The sequence below is a fragment of the Sorangiineae bacterium MSr11954 genome (assembly GCA_037157815.1).
Lineage (GTDB): Bacteria > Myxococcota_A > Polyangia > Polyangiales > Polyangiaceae > Pendulispora > Pendulispora albinea.
The window spans coordinates 4,029,395-4,044,903 of record CP089984.1; the positions used below are offsets into that span (position 1 = coordinate 4,029,395).

Below are 15,509 nucleotides of genomic sequence, written 5' to 3' on the forward strand. Positions count from 1 at the left end.
TCAAGAAACGGACGCGGTAGGATGCGGCGCATGCCCCGACACCCGATGCACGGTTCCTCCCGCGGCCCTGCTCCACACCGCGCCCCCGCTGCGCCCTTCGCGTTCGCCACGTTTGCCGCGATCGCCACCCGCGTCACGCGCGTCACGCGCACCACGATCGGCATGCGCGCCGCGTTGGCTGCGCTCGCCGCGCTCGCCCTCGCCCCCACCATGGGCTGCAGCGCACGCGCATCGTCGGCGCCCGCGCCCGCGGCGTCATCGTCCGTCGAGGTTCACAGCACCGGCGCCAGCATCGCATCCCTCCAGGTGGCGCCGGAGTCGCTGCAAGTCGACAAGGTGGGAGGGCGCGACGGCTACCTCTATCCCGACGGCCTGCGCGATCTCGTCTTCACGGCCGATGTCACCGGCCCCATTTCGGCCTTTTTTCTCCTCTCCACCGACGAGCGAGGCGAGCCGAACGGCTTCTTCCGAACCAACACCTTGACCCGCGCGGAAGAAGCCCCGAAGGAGTTCGGAGGCATGCTCGAGCTCGGGCGCATGACACCCGGGCTCGGCGTGTATGAAGAGGGCAAACCCCTCAACAAGGACAGCGGCGCGGTGAACGTCCCGGCCGGCCGTCATCTCTTGAAACTTTACACGTCGAACCCGGGCAACGTGACGTCGCGAAGTTACCTTCGCCTGTTCGGCGTTCTAGCCGATAAGTCCATCGTCAAGAGCCCCATCCTCGCGATCCCGTGACCTCGGCGAAGACGCGCTCCCGGGCGCGTCGGTGCCGGCCTTCTCGGCTTGCCCGAGGCGAACGGCAGGGAAGAGGAAGCTCAATGCGAGCGCCGCCGCCGCCATCGCCGCGATGATGCGGAAGATGGTGACCAGCGAGCCCTCGAGCTGCGCCGCGATATGCTGCAACACCCTCGGATCGAGGTGGCGCCCGTGCTCGGGGCCCATCACCTCGGACAAGGTCCGCGCATCGGCCGTGCCCGCGAGCCCCGCGGCCAGCACCGCGCCCAGCGCGCCGATGGCGATCGAGCCGCCGATGGTGCGCGCGAAGGAGCTCGCCGCGGTGGCCACCCCGCGCTGCTGCCACGCCACGCTCTCCTGGACCACCAGGATCACGGGCGTGTTGGCGAACCCCAGCCCCAGCCCCAAAAAGAACATGATGACGTGAACCACCGCGGAGCTGGCGGTGGCGTGGATCTCGATGGCCAGGGCGACGGTCGCCGAGGTGGCGAAGACCCACCCGATGATCATCAGCGCGCGGTATGAAATGCGCGCCAGGATCCGGCCGGTTACGGCCGAGGCGATGGGCCACCCGATGAGCAGCGGGGCCAGGGTGGAGCCGGCCTCGGTGGGGCTCGTGCCCAAGATCCCTTGCATGTACAAGGGAAGGTAGGTGACCGTCGACATCAAGCTCGCGCCCACGGCCGCCGCCAGCGCACAGGCGATCCCGATCACGCGGCGCCGCAGAAGATCGAGCGGCAGCACCGGCTCGGCGGCGCGCCCTTCGACCACCACGAAGGCGATGGCGAGCGCGATGGCCAGCGGGATGGTGATCGCGGGGTACGTCTGGCTGGTGCCCAAGAGCAAGGCGATCACGGCGCTCGCCAGGAGCGCCGCGCCGGGCAGATCGAGGCGCACCGCGCGACGGGTCACCGACTCGTGGAAGGCGCCGAAGTACAGGACGGCCGCGATCAGGCCCACGGGGACGTTCACATAGAACACCCACCGCCACGAGAGGTAGCGGACCAAAATCCCCCCGAGGAAGGGCCCGCTCATCCCGGCGACCGCCCAGACGGTGCCGAAGATCCCCTGGATCCGCGCGCGCTCCTTGGCCGTGTACATGTCGCCCGCGACCGTGAAGGCGAGGGTCTGAATCCCGCCCGCGCCCAGCGCTTGCAAACCTCGGAACGCGATGAGCGCGCCCATCGAGTGCGCGAGACCGCTGGCCATCGAGCCGACGAGAAAGACGGTGATGGCGAACAGCATGAGCGGTTTGCGCCCGTAGAGATCGGCCAGCTTGCCGTACAAGGGCATGGTGACCGTGCTCCCGAGCAAATAGATGGACCCCACCCACCCGTACAGCTCGAGGCCCCCCAGATCGGCCACCACCGTGGGCATCGCGGTGGCGATGACCGTCATCTCCATGGCCGCCATGAAGATCGAAAGAAGAATGGCGGCCGTGGTGACGGGGCGGTTCGTACGCTTCTGTGCCGATGACGCGGACGACGAAGGAGACGAATGTGGGGATGACATGAAGTACGTCGCTAGAGCTATTCTCCCGGCATGGGAAGGGACTGTGAGCTTCCGTCGGCCGTTGGGATGACGCTCTCCGCGTGCGGGTGAGAGACCCCACCCTCGGAAGCGTGCTTCCTTTGGCCTCTTTCGGCGCCGGGAACCACGTCGAACTCACCCGGGCCTTTCATCCGGAACAGCTTGCGAAGTTTTTGCGACGCGTCGTCGAAGAGCGAGTAGGCCACCGGGGTCGCGAGCAAAGTCAGCAGCAGCGACAAGAGCTGACCGCCCACCACCACGCCCGCCGTCGCGCGGTTGTACCCTGCGCCCACGCCCTTCGACAGGATGAGCGGGATCATTCCGGCCACGAAGGCCAGGGTGGTCATCAGAATGGGACGCAGACGATCGCGGTTGCCGGCGAGGATCGCCTCCAGCCTCGGCATGCCCTCGCGCCGCAGCTGGTTGGTGTGATCGATCTGGAGGATGGAGTTCTTCTTGACCACCCCGAAGAGCACCAGGATGCCCAGCATCGAGTAGATGTCGATGGCCTGCTTGAACAGGATGATCGAGAGGAACGCGAAGGGGAGGGTGAGCGGGAGGCTTAAGAGGATGGTGAACGGGTGCAGCCACGACTCGAACTGCGCCGCCAGCACCAGGTACATGAAGACGAACGACAGACCGATGGCGAGCAGGAAGTTCTTCAGGGTGCGCCCCATCTCGCGGGTCTGGCCCGTGGGCGCCGCCACGTAGTCGGCCGGGAGCTTCTCCTCGTCGATGATCTTCTTGAGCGCCTCGGCGATCGTGCCCTCGCCCACCCCCGGGATGACGTTGGCCAGCATGGTCACCACGCGCTGCCGATTGAGGTGGCGGATCTCGGCCGGTCCCGTGCCGCGTTTGAGATCGACCACGTCGCTCAGCGGAACGAAGCCCAGGCGCTTGGACGGAACGGTGAGCAGGCGGAGCCCCGTGGCGTCGGCGCGGTACTGCGGCTCGGCGCGCACGCGCACGTCGTACTGTTCGCCGTGCTCCTCGTAGTTCGACACCTCGTCGCCCTCGACCAAGAGCCGGAGCGCGTCGGCGATGTCGGTCACCTGCACGCCCAGATCGGCGGCGCGCGCGCGGTTGATGTACACGCCCAGCTCGGGCTTGCCCAAGATGAGCGACGAGTCCACGTCGACGGCGCCGTGCACCTTTCGAAGCTTGGGGAGCACGTGGCTGGTGACCTCCTCCAGCTTCCGTAGATCCGGCCCCCGCACCGTGTACTGGATCTTCGCGGTCGAGAACCCGCCGCCGGAGAAGGCGCCGATCTCCGAGATCGTGATGCGCAGATCCTTCGGTTGCTTCGGCACCAGCTCGTTGCGGAGCTGGTTCATCACCTGCTCCTGTTTCTGATCCGGGCGCTGCGCCGGATCGGTCATGCGCACGTAGATGCGGGCGGCGTTCTGCGTTTTGTAGGCGTCGCCGCCCACGGTGACCAAGGTGTGGGACACCGTCGGGTACGTGCGGATCTCGCGGGCCATGCGCTCGCCGATCAGCTCCGTCTGCGCCAAGCTGGTGCCCTCGGGGGCGCGCACGACCACCTCGAACTGCGCGTCGTCGTTGCGCGGGAGGAAGCCCTTGTTGGCGGCGCCGGCCAGCGGGAAGCACGAGCCCAAGGTGAGGGTGGCCATCACCACCACGATCCACCGCCGGCGCATCACGAAGCCGAGGATGGCCATGTAGACGCGCTCGACGGGGCGGTAAAAGACGTTGACGATGCGCTCGCCCAGAGGTTCTTGGGCGCCGTGGGTGCGCTCGCTCTTCGGTTTGAGCCAGCGCGACGCCATCATCGGCGTGAGGGTAAAGCTCACCAGCAGCGACACGGCGATGGCGAAGGCCATGGTGACGCCGAAGCTCTTGAGGAAGCGCCCCGGGATGCCCCCCATGAACGCCACCGGCAAGAACACCGCGATGAGCGAGAGGGTGGTCGCGAGCACCGCCAGGCCGATTTCCTTGGTGCCATCGAGCGCGGCCTGCTCCGGCTTCTTCCCCTTCTCGTCGATGTGGCGCCAGATGTTCTCCAGCACCACGATCGCGTCGTCGATGACGATGCCGACGGCCAGGGCCAGGGCGAGCAAGGTGATGGTGTTGAGCGTGAACTGCTCGATCCACATCAAGGCAAAGGTGCCGACGATGCTCGTGGGGATGGCGATGGCGGCGATGATCGTGCTTCGCAGGTTGCCGAGGAAGACGAGCACCACCAAGGCGGCCAGGATGGCGCCCACGATCAAGTGCTCGCGCACGGCGTCGACGCTGGTGCGAATGACCCCCGAGTCGTCGCGCACCGGCTCCAGCTGGTAGCCGGCCGGGAGCGTCTTTTTCAGCTCCTCGATGCGGGTCTTGATCGCGTCGGCCACCTTGACGGTGTTGGAGCCCGACTGCTTGCGCACTTGGAGCGTGACCGTGCGCTTTCCATCGAGCTGCGCCGCCGTCTCCCGCTCCTCGGCGCCGTCCTCCACCCGCGCCACGTCCTTCACCCGAATCGAGTGTCCGGCGGCTTGCCGCACCACCAGCTCGCCGATCTCCTCCGGCCGGCCGACCCGGCCGTGGATGCGCAAGGTGAGCTGCTCGGGCCCCGTGTCGACCCGGCCGCCCGGCGTGGTCAGGTTTTGCTTGGAGATCGCCTTCTCCACGTCGATGGCGGTGACCCCCGCCCCGCGCAGCGCGATGGGGTCGATCCACACGTTCACCTGGCGCTCTTGCCCGCCGACGACCTGCACCTGCCCGACCCCGTCGATGGTCTCGAGCAAACGGCGGATGCGCTTGTCCGCGTACTCCGTGATCTCTTGGATCGGGTGCCCCGGCGCGTTGAGCGCGAGGTACACGATGGGCGAGACGTCCGGATCGAGCTTTTGCACGGTGGGCTGCTCGATGTCCTTCGGCAGATCCGGCAAGATCGTGTTCAGTCGATCGCGCACCTCTTGGGCGGCGATATCGGCATCTTTCTCGAGGATGAACGTGATGTTCACCTGCGAGACGCCCTCGGTGGTGATGGACCCGAGCTCATCGATCCCGCTGACGGTGTTGACCGCCTCCTCGATCTTCTCGGTGATCTCCGTCTCGACGTCCTCCGGGGCGGCGCCCGGCAGACGGGTGGTGACGGTGACGATGGGCAGGTCGACCTTGGGGAAGCGGTCGACGCCCAGCTGCAGGTAGCCGAACAGGCCCACCACGCAGATGACCAGGATCAAGACCGTGGCGAAGATGGGCCTTCGAACGCAAATCGCAGCGAGCCATTGCATGGGTGCCTACTTCTCCGATTCGCTCGCCACGCGAAGGCCGTCGCGCATGTCCGGGCCGGGCTCGGCGATCACGCTGTCACCTCGATTGATGCCGCTCACGACGGCGATGGCGCCGTCTTTTTCCTCGCCGAGCTGCACCAGCCGCTCGTTGCTCCGCCCCTCGACCACGACAAAAATCCGCGCGGTGGCGCCCTCGCGGCGGAGCGCTTGCACCGGCACCGTGGGAACGGGGTGCTCGCTGAGCAGGAGCTTCGCGGTCGCAAACATGCCCGGACGAAGCTTGCCCGTCGCCGCCTTCGCGCCGTCTGCTTTGTTCGTCTTGTCTGCTTTGTCTGCTTTGTCGGCCGGCGCGGGAGGGTTGGGCACCAGGGCCTCCACCACCAGATCGCGGCTGGACTCGCGGATGTTCGGGCTCACATACTTCACGGTGCCGGAGAACGTCTCGTTCCCGAACGCGGTGACGTGGAAGGTGAGGGTCATCCCCTCGTGGATCACGCCGGCCTGCGCCTCCGGCACCGTGAGCTCGAGCCGCAGGGGATCGGGTGCATAAATCGAGGCGACCTTGGTGCTCGACTGCACGTACTGCCCGACATTCACGAAGCGCTCGCCGATCACCCCGTCGAAGGGGGCGCGGATGTTGCTGTCGCCCACCAGCTTGCGCGCGTTCTGTTGCTGGGCCTCGGCCGCGGCCAGAGACCACTGGGTCGACGAGCACTCGGTGGTGGTGCGGTCGTACTCCGCGCGGGAGATGGCGCCCGTTTCGAGCAGGTGCTTGACCCGATCGCACTCGCGCTGCGCCTGCTCCAGGTTGGATTTGACGAGGTTCGATTGGGCCTCGGCCGCGCTCACGCTGATGACCGCGGCGCGCGCGTCGAGGCGGGCGAGCGAGTCCCCCTTCCTTACGAGCTGGCCGCGCTCTACGAATGTGGCGACCACTTTGCCCGCGGCGTCGGCCGCAATGTCCGACTCTTGATTGGCCCGGAGTGTGCCTATGAGCGTGAGGTATTCCGGCATCGGCCGCTCGGTGACCTGAGCCACCTTCGCGTGAACGACCGGATCTTCTTTGGTGTGGGACGACGATTCCGACTTGTCCGACTTCGCTTCGGCGCCCCGGCATCCGGCGCTGCCGAGACCGAGCCCGATCCCGATAACAACGATACCGATACCCGGGAGGGCGGTGAGAGCCGTCAGGCCAAGCGCGGAAAACCAGGGAGAAAATAGCGTGGAGCGCATGTGGGATTGTGGGTTAACTAACTAGGTGGTTACATAGCGTCAAGCGTGACCAAGTCCAATCATCAAAGGGTTAAGAAGTATAAAGAGCCGACTCCCGCGACGTCGCGACGGGACCCGGAGCGCTCGCGCGCGCGCATCCTCGCGGCCGCGATGAAGGAGTTCGCGCTGCGCGGGTTTGCAGGTGCGCGGGTCGATGCGATCGCGCGGCGCGCGCGCATCAACAAGCGGATGCTCTACCACTACTTCGGAAACAAACAGGAGCTGTTCGAGGCCACCATCATGGCCATCCAGGCCGACAAGGAGGAACTGATCAACACCGGGCCGCGCGACATCGCGGACTTGCTCGCCTACATCCATGCAAACGTCGGTGGGAAGCGCGACTGGATGCGCATGATGCAGTGGGAGGCGCTCACCTATGGGGACCGCGAGGTGCCGGCCGAGGCGATGCGCGCGGAGCTCTTCAAGCCGTCCCTGGAGCGCATCCGCGGTTTTCAGCGGGAACACGGGATTCTCGGCAAAGAGACCCCCGAGCTCGCTTTGCTCATTTTGATCGCGCTGGCAAGCTATCCTTGGCTGATGCCCCAGGTTGCACGGATGCTCACCGGCCATGGCCCAACCGAGCCGCAATTTCGCCGCATTTACGCGGCGCTCCTGCGACGGATGGTCGGTTACCTAACGCGCCCGTGATATAGCGGTAGGCCCGAGTAGCAGCCGCCAAAGGGCCAAGGTCCCGAATGTCCGAACGTCCCCCCCCCGACCCCGATACACCGTTCGCTCGTTTTGCCGCCCTCGTGCGCCGCGAGCTCGGGGCGGAGGATGTACGCCTCATTAAAGATGCCGAGCCGCAGAGCCCGGCGGCCAATGTCCTCTATGCCCGCCTCCTCGATGGAACCCGGCTGGCCGTCACCTTCGCCCGGGCGCCGGAGAACCCCGCGGCGTTGCGGCGGCGGCTGGGGATGCTGGTCGGCAGCTTTACGCAGACCGCGGGGGGCACCGAGGATCCCCGGCTGCACGGGCGCATTTCCATCTCGCGCTCGCTTCGTGAGGAGCTTCGGGCGCTGGCCACGCGCACCCAGGCGGTCGAGGCGTTGGTGCTCGACGCGCACTCACCGGTCGTTTGGGGGGCCACCTCGCAGCGCGGTCCGTTGGAGGAGCCGCCCGAGCTGAGCGCCGTTCTTCACGTGGTGGATCCGTTCGAGGAGGGTGGAACCGTCACCCAGCTGCACCCCGAGCGGGTGCAGCAAGATTCGGAGCAGGAGACGAAGCAAGATACGGAGCGGGCCTCGGAGTCGCACATCCCGCTGCCGCCCCCGCGCACCCTGCCTCTGCCCCCGCTCCCGGACGTGAACTCGCCGCCCCCCGAGCCGAGTCAGACCAAGGTGGCGGACACCACCCGCGAGGCCTCCTCCACGAAGACCCCGTCCGTGCCGCCGCCCGATCTTCGCGATCTCGCGCCCAGCGCCCAGCGCGCCCTGCGCGAGGTGCGCAGCCTGCCCGGCATCGACGCGCTCCGCAAAGGCAAGGCGCTGCGCGAGTCCGTGCGGCACCCCGATTTCGGCTATGTCGCGCAGTCCTTCGCGGCCATCTACATCGTGGTCCTCGTCTTCGAGTCCCACTTCGACGAGCTCCGCGCCGAGCGCGCCCTGATCGACGCGCTCCCGCGCATCGAGCGCCTGGTCCTCGCCTTGCCGCCCCTCGATCCCACGCCGGAGCCGCGCTCCAACGCCGTCGCCCTGCGCCGCCCGCGCCGTCGATAGCGCATCCACGCATCGCTTCGTGAGCGCGCGCGTCACTTCACGTTGGCGCGCGTCACTTGACGAGGGCGCGCGTCTTTCACGCGGGCGCGCGTCACTTGACGAGGGCGCGCGTCACTTGACGAGGGCGCGCGTCTTTCACGCGGGCGCGCGTCACTTGACGAGGGCGCGCCCCAACATGTCCTTGACGCAGCGAAGGGCGTGCGAGCGCATGGCGCGCGCCAGCTCCACATTGACCGTGCTTTGGGCCAGCGGGCGAAGGCGGCGCACCCGATCGGTGATCTCGGGGATGCGCTCCGAGCTCTCCTTCGGGATCGCCCCGGGATCGCTGCCCAGGTAGCGCGCGAAGATATGCCGGGTCGAGAGCTCCAGAAAGCGCCGCGCGATGCGATCCATGTCCTCGCGCAAAAGCTCGACTTGCTCGAGCAGCGCCCGAATCGGCACCCCGGCGGCATGAAGCTCCACCCCGATGGCGAACAAGCGCGGGCTCGGCACCCGAAACAGCGTTGCCTTGGCAATATTTTGCACATCCGCCGCCCCCACGCCGGAGAGGCGCCCCGACATTGCCGGCACGTCCGAGCCCGCCTCGGGCTCCACGATGCCGAGCCGGATGGCCGCCGCCAGGCAGGTGATCGCATCCGGCTCGGGAAAGAGCCGAAACAGCTCGTCCAAGCTCACGGTGCCCGGCGCCTCGTCCGCCGGCCCCATGGCCTCCGCCACCAACCCGAGCACGGCGCCCAGGCTTTGCCCGCCGTCCCAGGCTTGCACCAGCTCCTTGATGTTCGCCAAGGTATAGCCCCGCTCGAGCAGCTGCCCCACGAGCCGCAAGCGCGCCAAATGCGTCTCGTCGTAGACGGCGACCCGGCCTCGTTTGCGCGGGCGCGGCAGGAGCCCCTTGTCTTGATACGCGCGCACGTTGCGCACGGTGGTCATCGCCTCGCGCGCGAGATCCTCGATGCGGTACTCCGCGCTGGCCTCCGTCACGCCGCGGCCTTCCACCGCCAACGTCGCACGTGCGGCAGATCGTCATCGAGCCAGAATGCGTCGTCTTTGGTGATCACCAAGAGCTCCTCGAACTTGACCCCCACGCCCCGATGCCCCAGGTGCGGCTCCACCGCCCACAACCCCTCCGCCGGAGGATGATCCGACAACCGGCTGGGCCCCCAAAACGGCGACCAGCCCGCGCGCGTACCGATCATGGCGTCGCCCAAGAGCGACCGCAAGCTGCGCAGCCCAAAGCCGGCCACCGTCCACCGCGGCCCATTCATCGGAAGGTGCTCGATGCGGTGGGCGAGCACGCCCAGCGGGTAGCGCCGGTGCCGGTTCTTGTGGCCTTGCTGCGCGAGGAGCCCGTCCACCTCGCGGTAGATCGCGCGGAACGACCTGCGCGCCCGCACGCCCTCCAGGATGAGCGCGCGGTACGCTTCCAGATCCCGGAGCAGCTGCTCGTGCACGGGGTTCGTTCCCAGACACCCCGCATAGCCGATGTCGGCCGCATATCCATTCACCACCGGCGCGACATCGAGGATGTACGGCATGTTCGCCTCCAGCCGCCGATTCGTCGGAAAGAAGTGGTGCGGCAGCCGCACCCCCTCGAACGCCGTGCGATCCCCGAACCACACGAAGGGTCGATGCAGCCAATCATCGACCCCCCGTCCCAAGAGCCATGTGCGCATGGCCGCCGCCGCATCCCGCTCCGTCACCCCGGGCCGAAGGCTGGCGCCCACCGCCTCGGCGCAATCGTACGCAAGCCGCTGCACGGCCCGAAACTGCTCGAGATCTTGGTCCATGGTTTTCACATCGACGAATGTTACAGTCGTCGATGGTAAGATCAACCGTGGAGACCTTCGCGGGCCGCGGGTCGCGCCTACCGGTCAGCCGTTGACGAATTTATCGGCCAACGACAGCGCCGAGTCGATGATGCCAAAGCCCTCGGCGAGCTCGTCCTCGGTCACCGTGAGCGGCGGGTTGGTCATGATCCCGTTCCAGCGCACGAAGGTGTAGAGGCCCTTCTCCTTCAAGTGCCCGTGCACCTGCTTCATGGCGTCGCTGGTGCCGTTGTAGGGGGCCAGCGGCTCGAAGGACTTTCGATCGCGCACCAGCTCCACCATGCCAAAGAGGCCGATGGATCGGGTGGCGCCCACGCTGGGGTGCTTTTCGTAGAGCGCTTGGTGATGCTTTCGGAGCACCTCGCCCATCTTGGCCGCGCGCTCGATCAAGCCGTCTTCCTCGTAGACGCCGATGGTGGCCAAGGCCGCGGCACAGCCCATCGGGTGGCTGTTGTACGTGAGGCCCGCGAAGAGCACATTGCCCTGGAAGTGATCGGCGATGGGCCGGCGCATGCCCACCGCGCCCAGGGGCAGGTAGCTGCTGGTGAGCCCCTTGGCCATGGTGATGATGTCCGGAACCACGCCATAGTGATCGACGGCGAACCACTTTCCGGTGCGTCCGAAGCCGGCCATCACCTCGTCGCAAATCAGCAAAATGCCATGGCGATCGCAGATGGCGCGCAGGCCCTGCATGTAGCCGTCGGGCGGGATGAGGATGCCGTTGGTGCCGACCACCGTCTCCACCAAAATGGCGGCGATGTTCTTGGCGCCCTCGAACATGACCACCTCTTCGATGTCGCGCAGCGACTCGGCGACCGGCTCCGGATCCTTGCGGCCCCACTTGTGGAAGTCGGGGAAGCGAACCACCCCCGGGATCCCCGGCTCCGCAGCCCAGCGCCGCGGATCGCCCGTGAGGGTCATCGCCCCGGCGGTGCCGCCGTGGTAGGAGCGGTAGCGCGCCAGGATCTTCGAGCGACCGGTGTACAAGCGCGCGATCTTGATCGCATTTTCGTTCGCCTCGGCCCCGCCGTTGGTGAAGAAGAACGCGTCGATGTCGCCCGGGCAGATGGCGGCGAGCTTCTTTCCAAGGCGTGCACGGGGCTCGTGGGCCATGAAGGGGTTGGCGTAGGCGAGCGTCTCGGCTTGCTTCTGGATGGCCCGAATCACGCGCGGATCGCCGTGGCCGACGTTCACGCTCATTAACTGGCTATTGAAGTCGAGGTAGCGTTTCCCATCCGGCGTGTAGAAATAGGAGCCCTTGGCGTGCGAAACGGGGATGGGGTCGACCGCCGATTGCGCGGACCACTCGAACAGGGTGTGCTTTTTCGACAGGGCGACGATTTCGTCGGCCGTGAGTGCTTGGTCGCTCATGCGTTCACGATCGTCCGCTCGCGCCTGGGAATCAAGCGGCCGAGCGAACGCGACATGCGCTTTTCGTCGGGCGATCGCGGCGCCCGACGCGCCGGATCACTCGTTCGACATCCGCACGCGGAACGTGATGCGGGGCGAGCCCTCGGTGGGCTTTTTGAACTGGGCCGCCTCGATGCGCTTGACCAAACAGGGCACGGCGCCTTGCGCAAAGGACGTGCCCCCGACCTTGTCGCTCTTGAGCACATTGCCTTTGGGGCCGATGCGCGCGGTGATCTCGACCCGGGCGTTTTGGGTCGCCTTGCCGTCGACGCAGGCCTTGAGGGTGGAGCGCATGCCGGCGATGGCCTCGTCGAAGCCGGGGATCTTCCCGCCGCTGAGGGTCGCGTCGACGCGCGGGGTCAAGCCGTCGGTCGACGTGGTGCCTGCCGGCGCCGCGTCGAAGGGCGGCGGGGCGGCGGAGGTGGTCTCGCCGGTGGTCTCGGCGGTCGGGGCAGGGGCTCCGGAGCTCGGGGGGAATACGGTGGCCGCAGGTTGGGGTTGGGGGCGGGCGACGGGAGGTCCTTTGGGGCCGCCCCAGTCTTCCTGGACGCAGCCGGACGCGGCCGCGAGCCAAATCAAAGTCGGAGCAAAAATCCGCATGTGAGCCATGCCTTTCGATTCGATGACCTTGCCGGCCGCGACGTCGCGCGCGCTTGCTTCGCAGGCGCATGCGGGCGTGCGAAGATGCCGGGGCCATGTCGCAGCTCGTCCTTTATACGTATTGGCGGTCGTCTTCCTCGTACCGTGTGCGCTTCGCGCTCGCGGTCAAAAAGCTCCCATTTCAGTCGATCCCGGTCAACTTGCGCGAAGGGGAACAGCACCGCGACGAGCACCGGGCCCGAAGTCCTACGGGCTATGTCCCCTGTCTGTTCGTGGACGGGCGCCCGTTGGTCGAGTCGGTGGCCATCATCGAGCTCCTTGATGAGCTGTACCCCGATCCGCCGCTCTACCCGCGCGATCCCTGGGCCCGGGCGCGGGTGCGCTCCTTGGTCGAGGTGATCAACGCAGGGACGCAGCCGATGCAAAATCTGGCGGTGACCGATCGGCTCGCGTCCGATCCGGCGCTGCGCAAAGAGTGGTCCAGGCACTTCAACGCGCGCGGGCTCGCGAGCTTCGAGCGGCTCATGGCGCTTCATGAGCAAGAAGGCGTCGAAGGACGCTATGCGTACGGCGACACCTTGACCGCCGCCGATCTCTTCCTGGTGCCCCAGATGTACAGCGCCCAACGCTTTGGCGTGGACCTGTCCCCGTACCCACGCGCGGTGGCCGCGGCGGAGGCCGCCCTCGCCACCGACGCAGCCCAAGCCGCCATACCCGAGCGCCAACCCGACGCCAGTCCGTGACCTTTTTCCGTAACCGCTATCGTCGCCCGGCGGCGGCGCTGGGAGCCGGGCTCGCGATGGCATGGTCCGCCGTCGCCTCGGCGCAGCCCATTCGCACCTGGGGCGGCGAGCGCACCCCGCCCGAGGTGACGCCATCCGCGCCATCGGCCTCGGCGCCTCCGGCCGCACCGCCCCCGCCGCCGCCCACCACCATCGGCACCCCGGTCGAACCCCCCGGCGGCGCCGCGCCCCCGGCCAGCCCCGCGCCGCCTTCATCCTCGGGCGAGAGCCCCTCGCCGGAGGAGGCGACCCCCGAGGCGCCCAACGACGAGGGCGAAGGCGCGGCGCAAGCCATGGCAGCGCACGCGCCCGGCCGCGGAGGGCTCCGCTATCGGCTGGAGGGCGTCGAGATCCAGGGCAACACCACCACGCTCTCGCGGGTCATCCTCCGCTACGTCCCCTTCAAGACCGGCGACGCGCTGGACGTCGACGACAAGGAAATCTCCGTCACCCGCTTTCGCCTGCTCGGAACCGGCTTTTTCCGCGACGTGCAGCTGTCGCTCCGCCGCGGCTCCCGGCGCGGCCGCGTGGTCCTCGTCGTCCGCGTGGTCGAGCGCAACACGGTGATGATCAACGATTTATGGCTCGGTCTCTCGGCCGACGCCGAGCCCAATGGCCGCGCGCGCCCGCTCACGGCCTACGGCGGCATCGATGTCTCGGAGCGCAACCTCGCGGGCACCGGCATCACCTTGGGCGGCGCCGTGGCCCTCGCCGATCGCCAGCTGGCGCTGCGCACGCGCTTCGCCGACCCGCATTTTTACGGCACGCCGTGGATCGCGAATGTCGAGCTGCTCTACAACAACGCCAAAGACTTCTTCGGCAACCGCGACGTCTTGGTCGACGGCAACCGCGATGTGCTCGGCGACGATCCCTCCCGCATGGGGGAGCAGGACTTTGCCGTCGCCGCCTACCAGCGCTTCGGCGGCTCCTTGGGCGTGGGGCACGATCTCGGCCTCGGCACGCAGCTCTTCGTCGACTACCGCTTCGAAAAAATCGACGCCAACCTCCCGCGCGCGGCCAGCCACCGTCGCGGCCTCGACATCGAGCCCATCGACTTTCACCTGCACGGCGGCAGCTCGCTGCTCTCCACCTTGCGCGCCACCCTGGTGCACGACACGCGCGACGAGCCCTTTCTGCCGAGCCGCGGCAGCCATATCACGGTTCGCTCCGAGGTCTCGCTCACCCCGCTCGGCACCGCCTACCCGTATACCAAGTTGCAATTCCGCGGCTCGCGTTGGTTTCCGCTGCCCTGGGGCCACGTGCTGCGGCTGGAGGGCTTTCTCGGCAGCATCTTCGGCGACGCGCCCCTCTTCGAGCGCTTCTATGTGGGCGACTTCTCGGAGCTGCTCCCCGACCGGGTCCTCGACCTCAACTTCGACCGGCGCGCGGCGCCCAATTTCTTCGACACGAGCATCCTCGAGATGCGCTATGGCACCTACGCTGCCAAGCTGAACTTCGAGTACCGCATCCCCATCTACCGCGGAACGCGCTCCATCTACGGCATCGATCTTTTCGGCTCGGCCGGCATCTACGGTCTGACCGACGACTTGAACCTTCAGAAGCCCCCGCGCGGCTACAACGGCCTCTCCAAGGTCCCCATCGATCTGACCTTCAACGCGGGCCTGCGCATCGAGACCAGCGCCGGCGGCTTCACCTTTGGCATTTCGAACCTCCTGGGCTTCGTCCCCGTGCGCTCGGAGGGCAAATGACCCGAGCCCACCGCCTCCTCGCGGGCATGGCCGCGGTGATCGGCCTGGCCTTTGGAGCCCCCGGCGAGGCCGGAGCCCAAGAGCAGCCCCCCACGGCCACCGCGCTCCCATCGCGTCAGGCCAACTTCGCCTGGGACAAGACGCGCCTCATCGCGAGCTTCTCCTACCGCGACGTCTTCGACGCGCCCTTGACGCAAAAGCTCTCCAGCGGCCTTCCCACCGTCATTTCCATGCGCTCCTTCGTGATGCGCCCGGGCGAGGACAAGCCGGTGGCGCTGGCCTTTCAAACGTGCCGCGTGGTCTACGATCTCTGGAACGAGGCGTACCGGGTGACCATCACCAGCACCCGCGGTGGCGTACGCGAGCAGCCGGCCATCAACACCGAGGGCGTCCTGCGCCAATGCGCCGAGGCGCGCGATTTGTTCATCGCGGACAAGGCGCTCCTTCGGGCGGGGACCGCGCATTTTCTGGCCGTGATCGTGGAGATCAACCCGGTGAGCCAAGAGATGCTCGAGCAGATGAACCGCTGGGCCTCGCGCCCCACCGGCTCGACCGGCATCGGCCCCAGCGACGCCCTCTTCGGCTCGTTCGTGAACCTCTTCGTCCGCACCGTGCGCACCAGCGACCGCACCCTTCAATTCCGTACGCAGTCCATCGTGCCCTCCTGAGCACCGAAGCGCGC

The 15,509-nt window shown here is 67.5% G+C and carries 13 protein-coding genes and 1 pseudogene; 6 read left to right on the forward strand and 8 right to left on the reverse strand.

The features are described 5' to 3' along the window. Window positions 1–30: 30 nt before the first annotated feature. Window positions 31–738, forward strand: a complete 708-nt coding sequence (locus LZC94_15930) for a hypothetical protein (protein ID WXB18714.1) — start codon at window positions 31–33, stop codon at window positions 736–738. Here the strand turns inward: LZC94_15930 and LZC94_15935 are convergent. Genes LZC94_15935 through LZC94_15945 form a run of 3 tightly spaced genes read right to left on the reverse strand, consistent with a single transcriptional unit; the run spans window position 691 to window position 6,524 of the window. Beyond that, window positions 691–2,250 (reverse strand): MFS transporter, encoded by a 1,560-nt coding sequence (locus tag LZC94_15935; GenBank protein WXB18715.1) that lies wholly within the window; start codon window positions 2,248–2,250, stop codon window positions 691–693. The two genes, LZC94_15930 and LZC94_15935, sit on opposite strands and share 48 nt — an antisense overlap. A gap of 17 nt (window positions 2,251–2,267) precedes the next feature. Beyond that, window positions 2,268–5,510, reverse strand: a complete 3,243-nt coding sequence (locus LZC94_15940; GenBank protein ID WXB18716.1) for an efflux RND transporter permease subunit — start codon at window positions 5,508–5,510, stop codon at window positions 2,268–2,270. Window positions 5,511–5,516: 6 nt separating this feature from the next. Further along, a complete protein-coding gene (locus tag LZC94_15945) occupies window positions 5,517–6,524 on the reverse strand; it encodes an efflux RND transporter periplasmic adaptor subunit (GenBank protein WXB18717.1) in 1,008 nt (335 codons plus the stop codon). Between the two features lie 369 nt (window positions 6,525–6,893). On the opposite strand from LZC94_15945, the gene LZC94_15950 reads away from it, so the two are divergent. After that, window positions 6,894–7,430 (forward strand): TetR/AcrR family transcriptional regulator, encoded by a 537-nt coding sequence (locus LZC94_15950; GenBank protein ID WXB18718.1) that lies wholly within the window; start codon window positions 6,894–6,896, stop codon window positions 7,428–7,430. A gap of 47 nt (window positions 7,431–7,477) precedes the next feature. Further along, window positions 7,478–8,500 carry a hypothetical protein gene (locus LZC94_15955; GenBank protein ID WXB18719.1) on the forward strand — a complete coding sequence of 341 codons (1,023 nt, stop codon included), beginning with the start codon at window positions 7,478–7,480 and terminating at the stop codon, window positions 8,498–8,500. A gap of 150 nt (window positions 8,501–8,650) precedes the next feature. Here the strand turns inward: LZC94_15955 and LZC94_15960 are convergent, their stop codons facing one another. The 4 genes from LZC94_15960 to LZC94_15975 all read right to left on the reverse strand — a co-directional run bounded on the left by LZC94_15960 (window position 8,651) and on the right by LZC94_15975 (window position 12,336). Then, entirely contained in the window at window positions 8,651–9,481 is an 831-nt protein-coding gene (locus tag LZC94_15960) for a MerR family transcriptional regulator (protein WXB18720.1), read from the reverse strand. After that, a complete protein-coding gene (locus tag LZC94_15965) occupies window positions 9,478–10,287 on the reverse strand; it encodes a M24 family metallopeptidase (GenBank protein ID WXB18721.1) in 810 nt (269 codons plus the stop codon). Before LZC94_15965 ends, LZC94_15960 begins: the two co-directional genes overlap by 4 nt. An 84-nt stretch (window positions 10,288–10,371) precedes the next feature. Further along, a complete protein-coding gene (locus tag LZC94_15970) occupies window positions 10,372–11,697 on the reverse strand; it encodes an aminotransferase class III-fold pyridoxal phosphate-dependent enzyme (GenBank protein WXB18722.1) in 1,326 nt (441 codons plus the stop codon). Window positions 11,698–11,793: 96 nt separating this feature from the next. After that, window positions 11,794–12,336: a hypothetical protein gene (locus LZC94_15975; protein WXB18723.1), complete on the reverse strand. Its 543-nt coding sequence runs from the start codon at window positions 12,334–12,336 to the stop codon at window positions 11,794–11,796. Between the two features lie 95 nt (window positions 12,337–12,431). Between LZC94_15975 and maiA the strand changes: the two genes are divergently transcribed. Then, window positions 12,432–13,079 (forward strand): maleylacetoacetate isomerase, encoded by a 648-nt coding sequence (gene maiA, locus LZC94_15980; GenBank protein WXB18724.1) that lies wholly within the window; start codon window positions 12,432–12,434, stop codon window positions 13,077–13,079. A 124-nt stretch (window positions 13,080–13,203) separates the two neighbouring features. Here the strand turns inward: maiA and LZC94_15985 are convergent. Continuing rightward, window positions 13,204–13,326, reverse strand: a pseudogene (locus LZC94_15985) (leucine-rich repeat domain-containing protein). Between the two features lie 358 nt (window positions 13,327–13,684). Here LZC94_15985 and LZC94_15990 point away from each other — a divergent pair. After that, window positions 13,685–14,827: a BamA/TamA family outer membrane protein gene (locus tag LZC94_15990; GenBank protein ID WXB20200.1), complete on the forward strand. Its 1,143-nt coding sequence runs from the start codon at window positions 13,685–13,687 to the stop codon at window positions 14,825–14,827. Next, entirely contained in the window at window positions 14,824–15,495 is a 672-nt protein-coding gene (locus LZC94_15995) for a hypothetical protein (protein ID WXB18725.1), read from the forward strand. Before LZC94_15990 ends, LZC94_15995 begins: the two co-directional genes overlap by 4 nt. Window positions 15,496–15,509 lie beyond the last annotated feature (14 nt).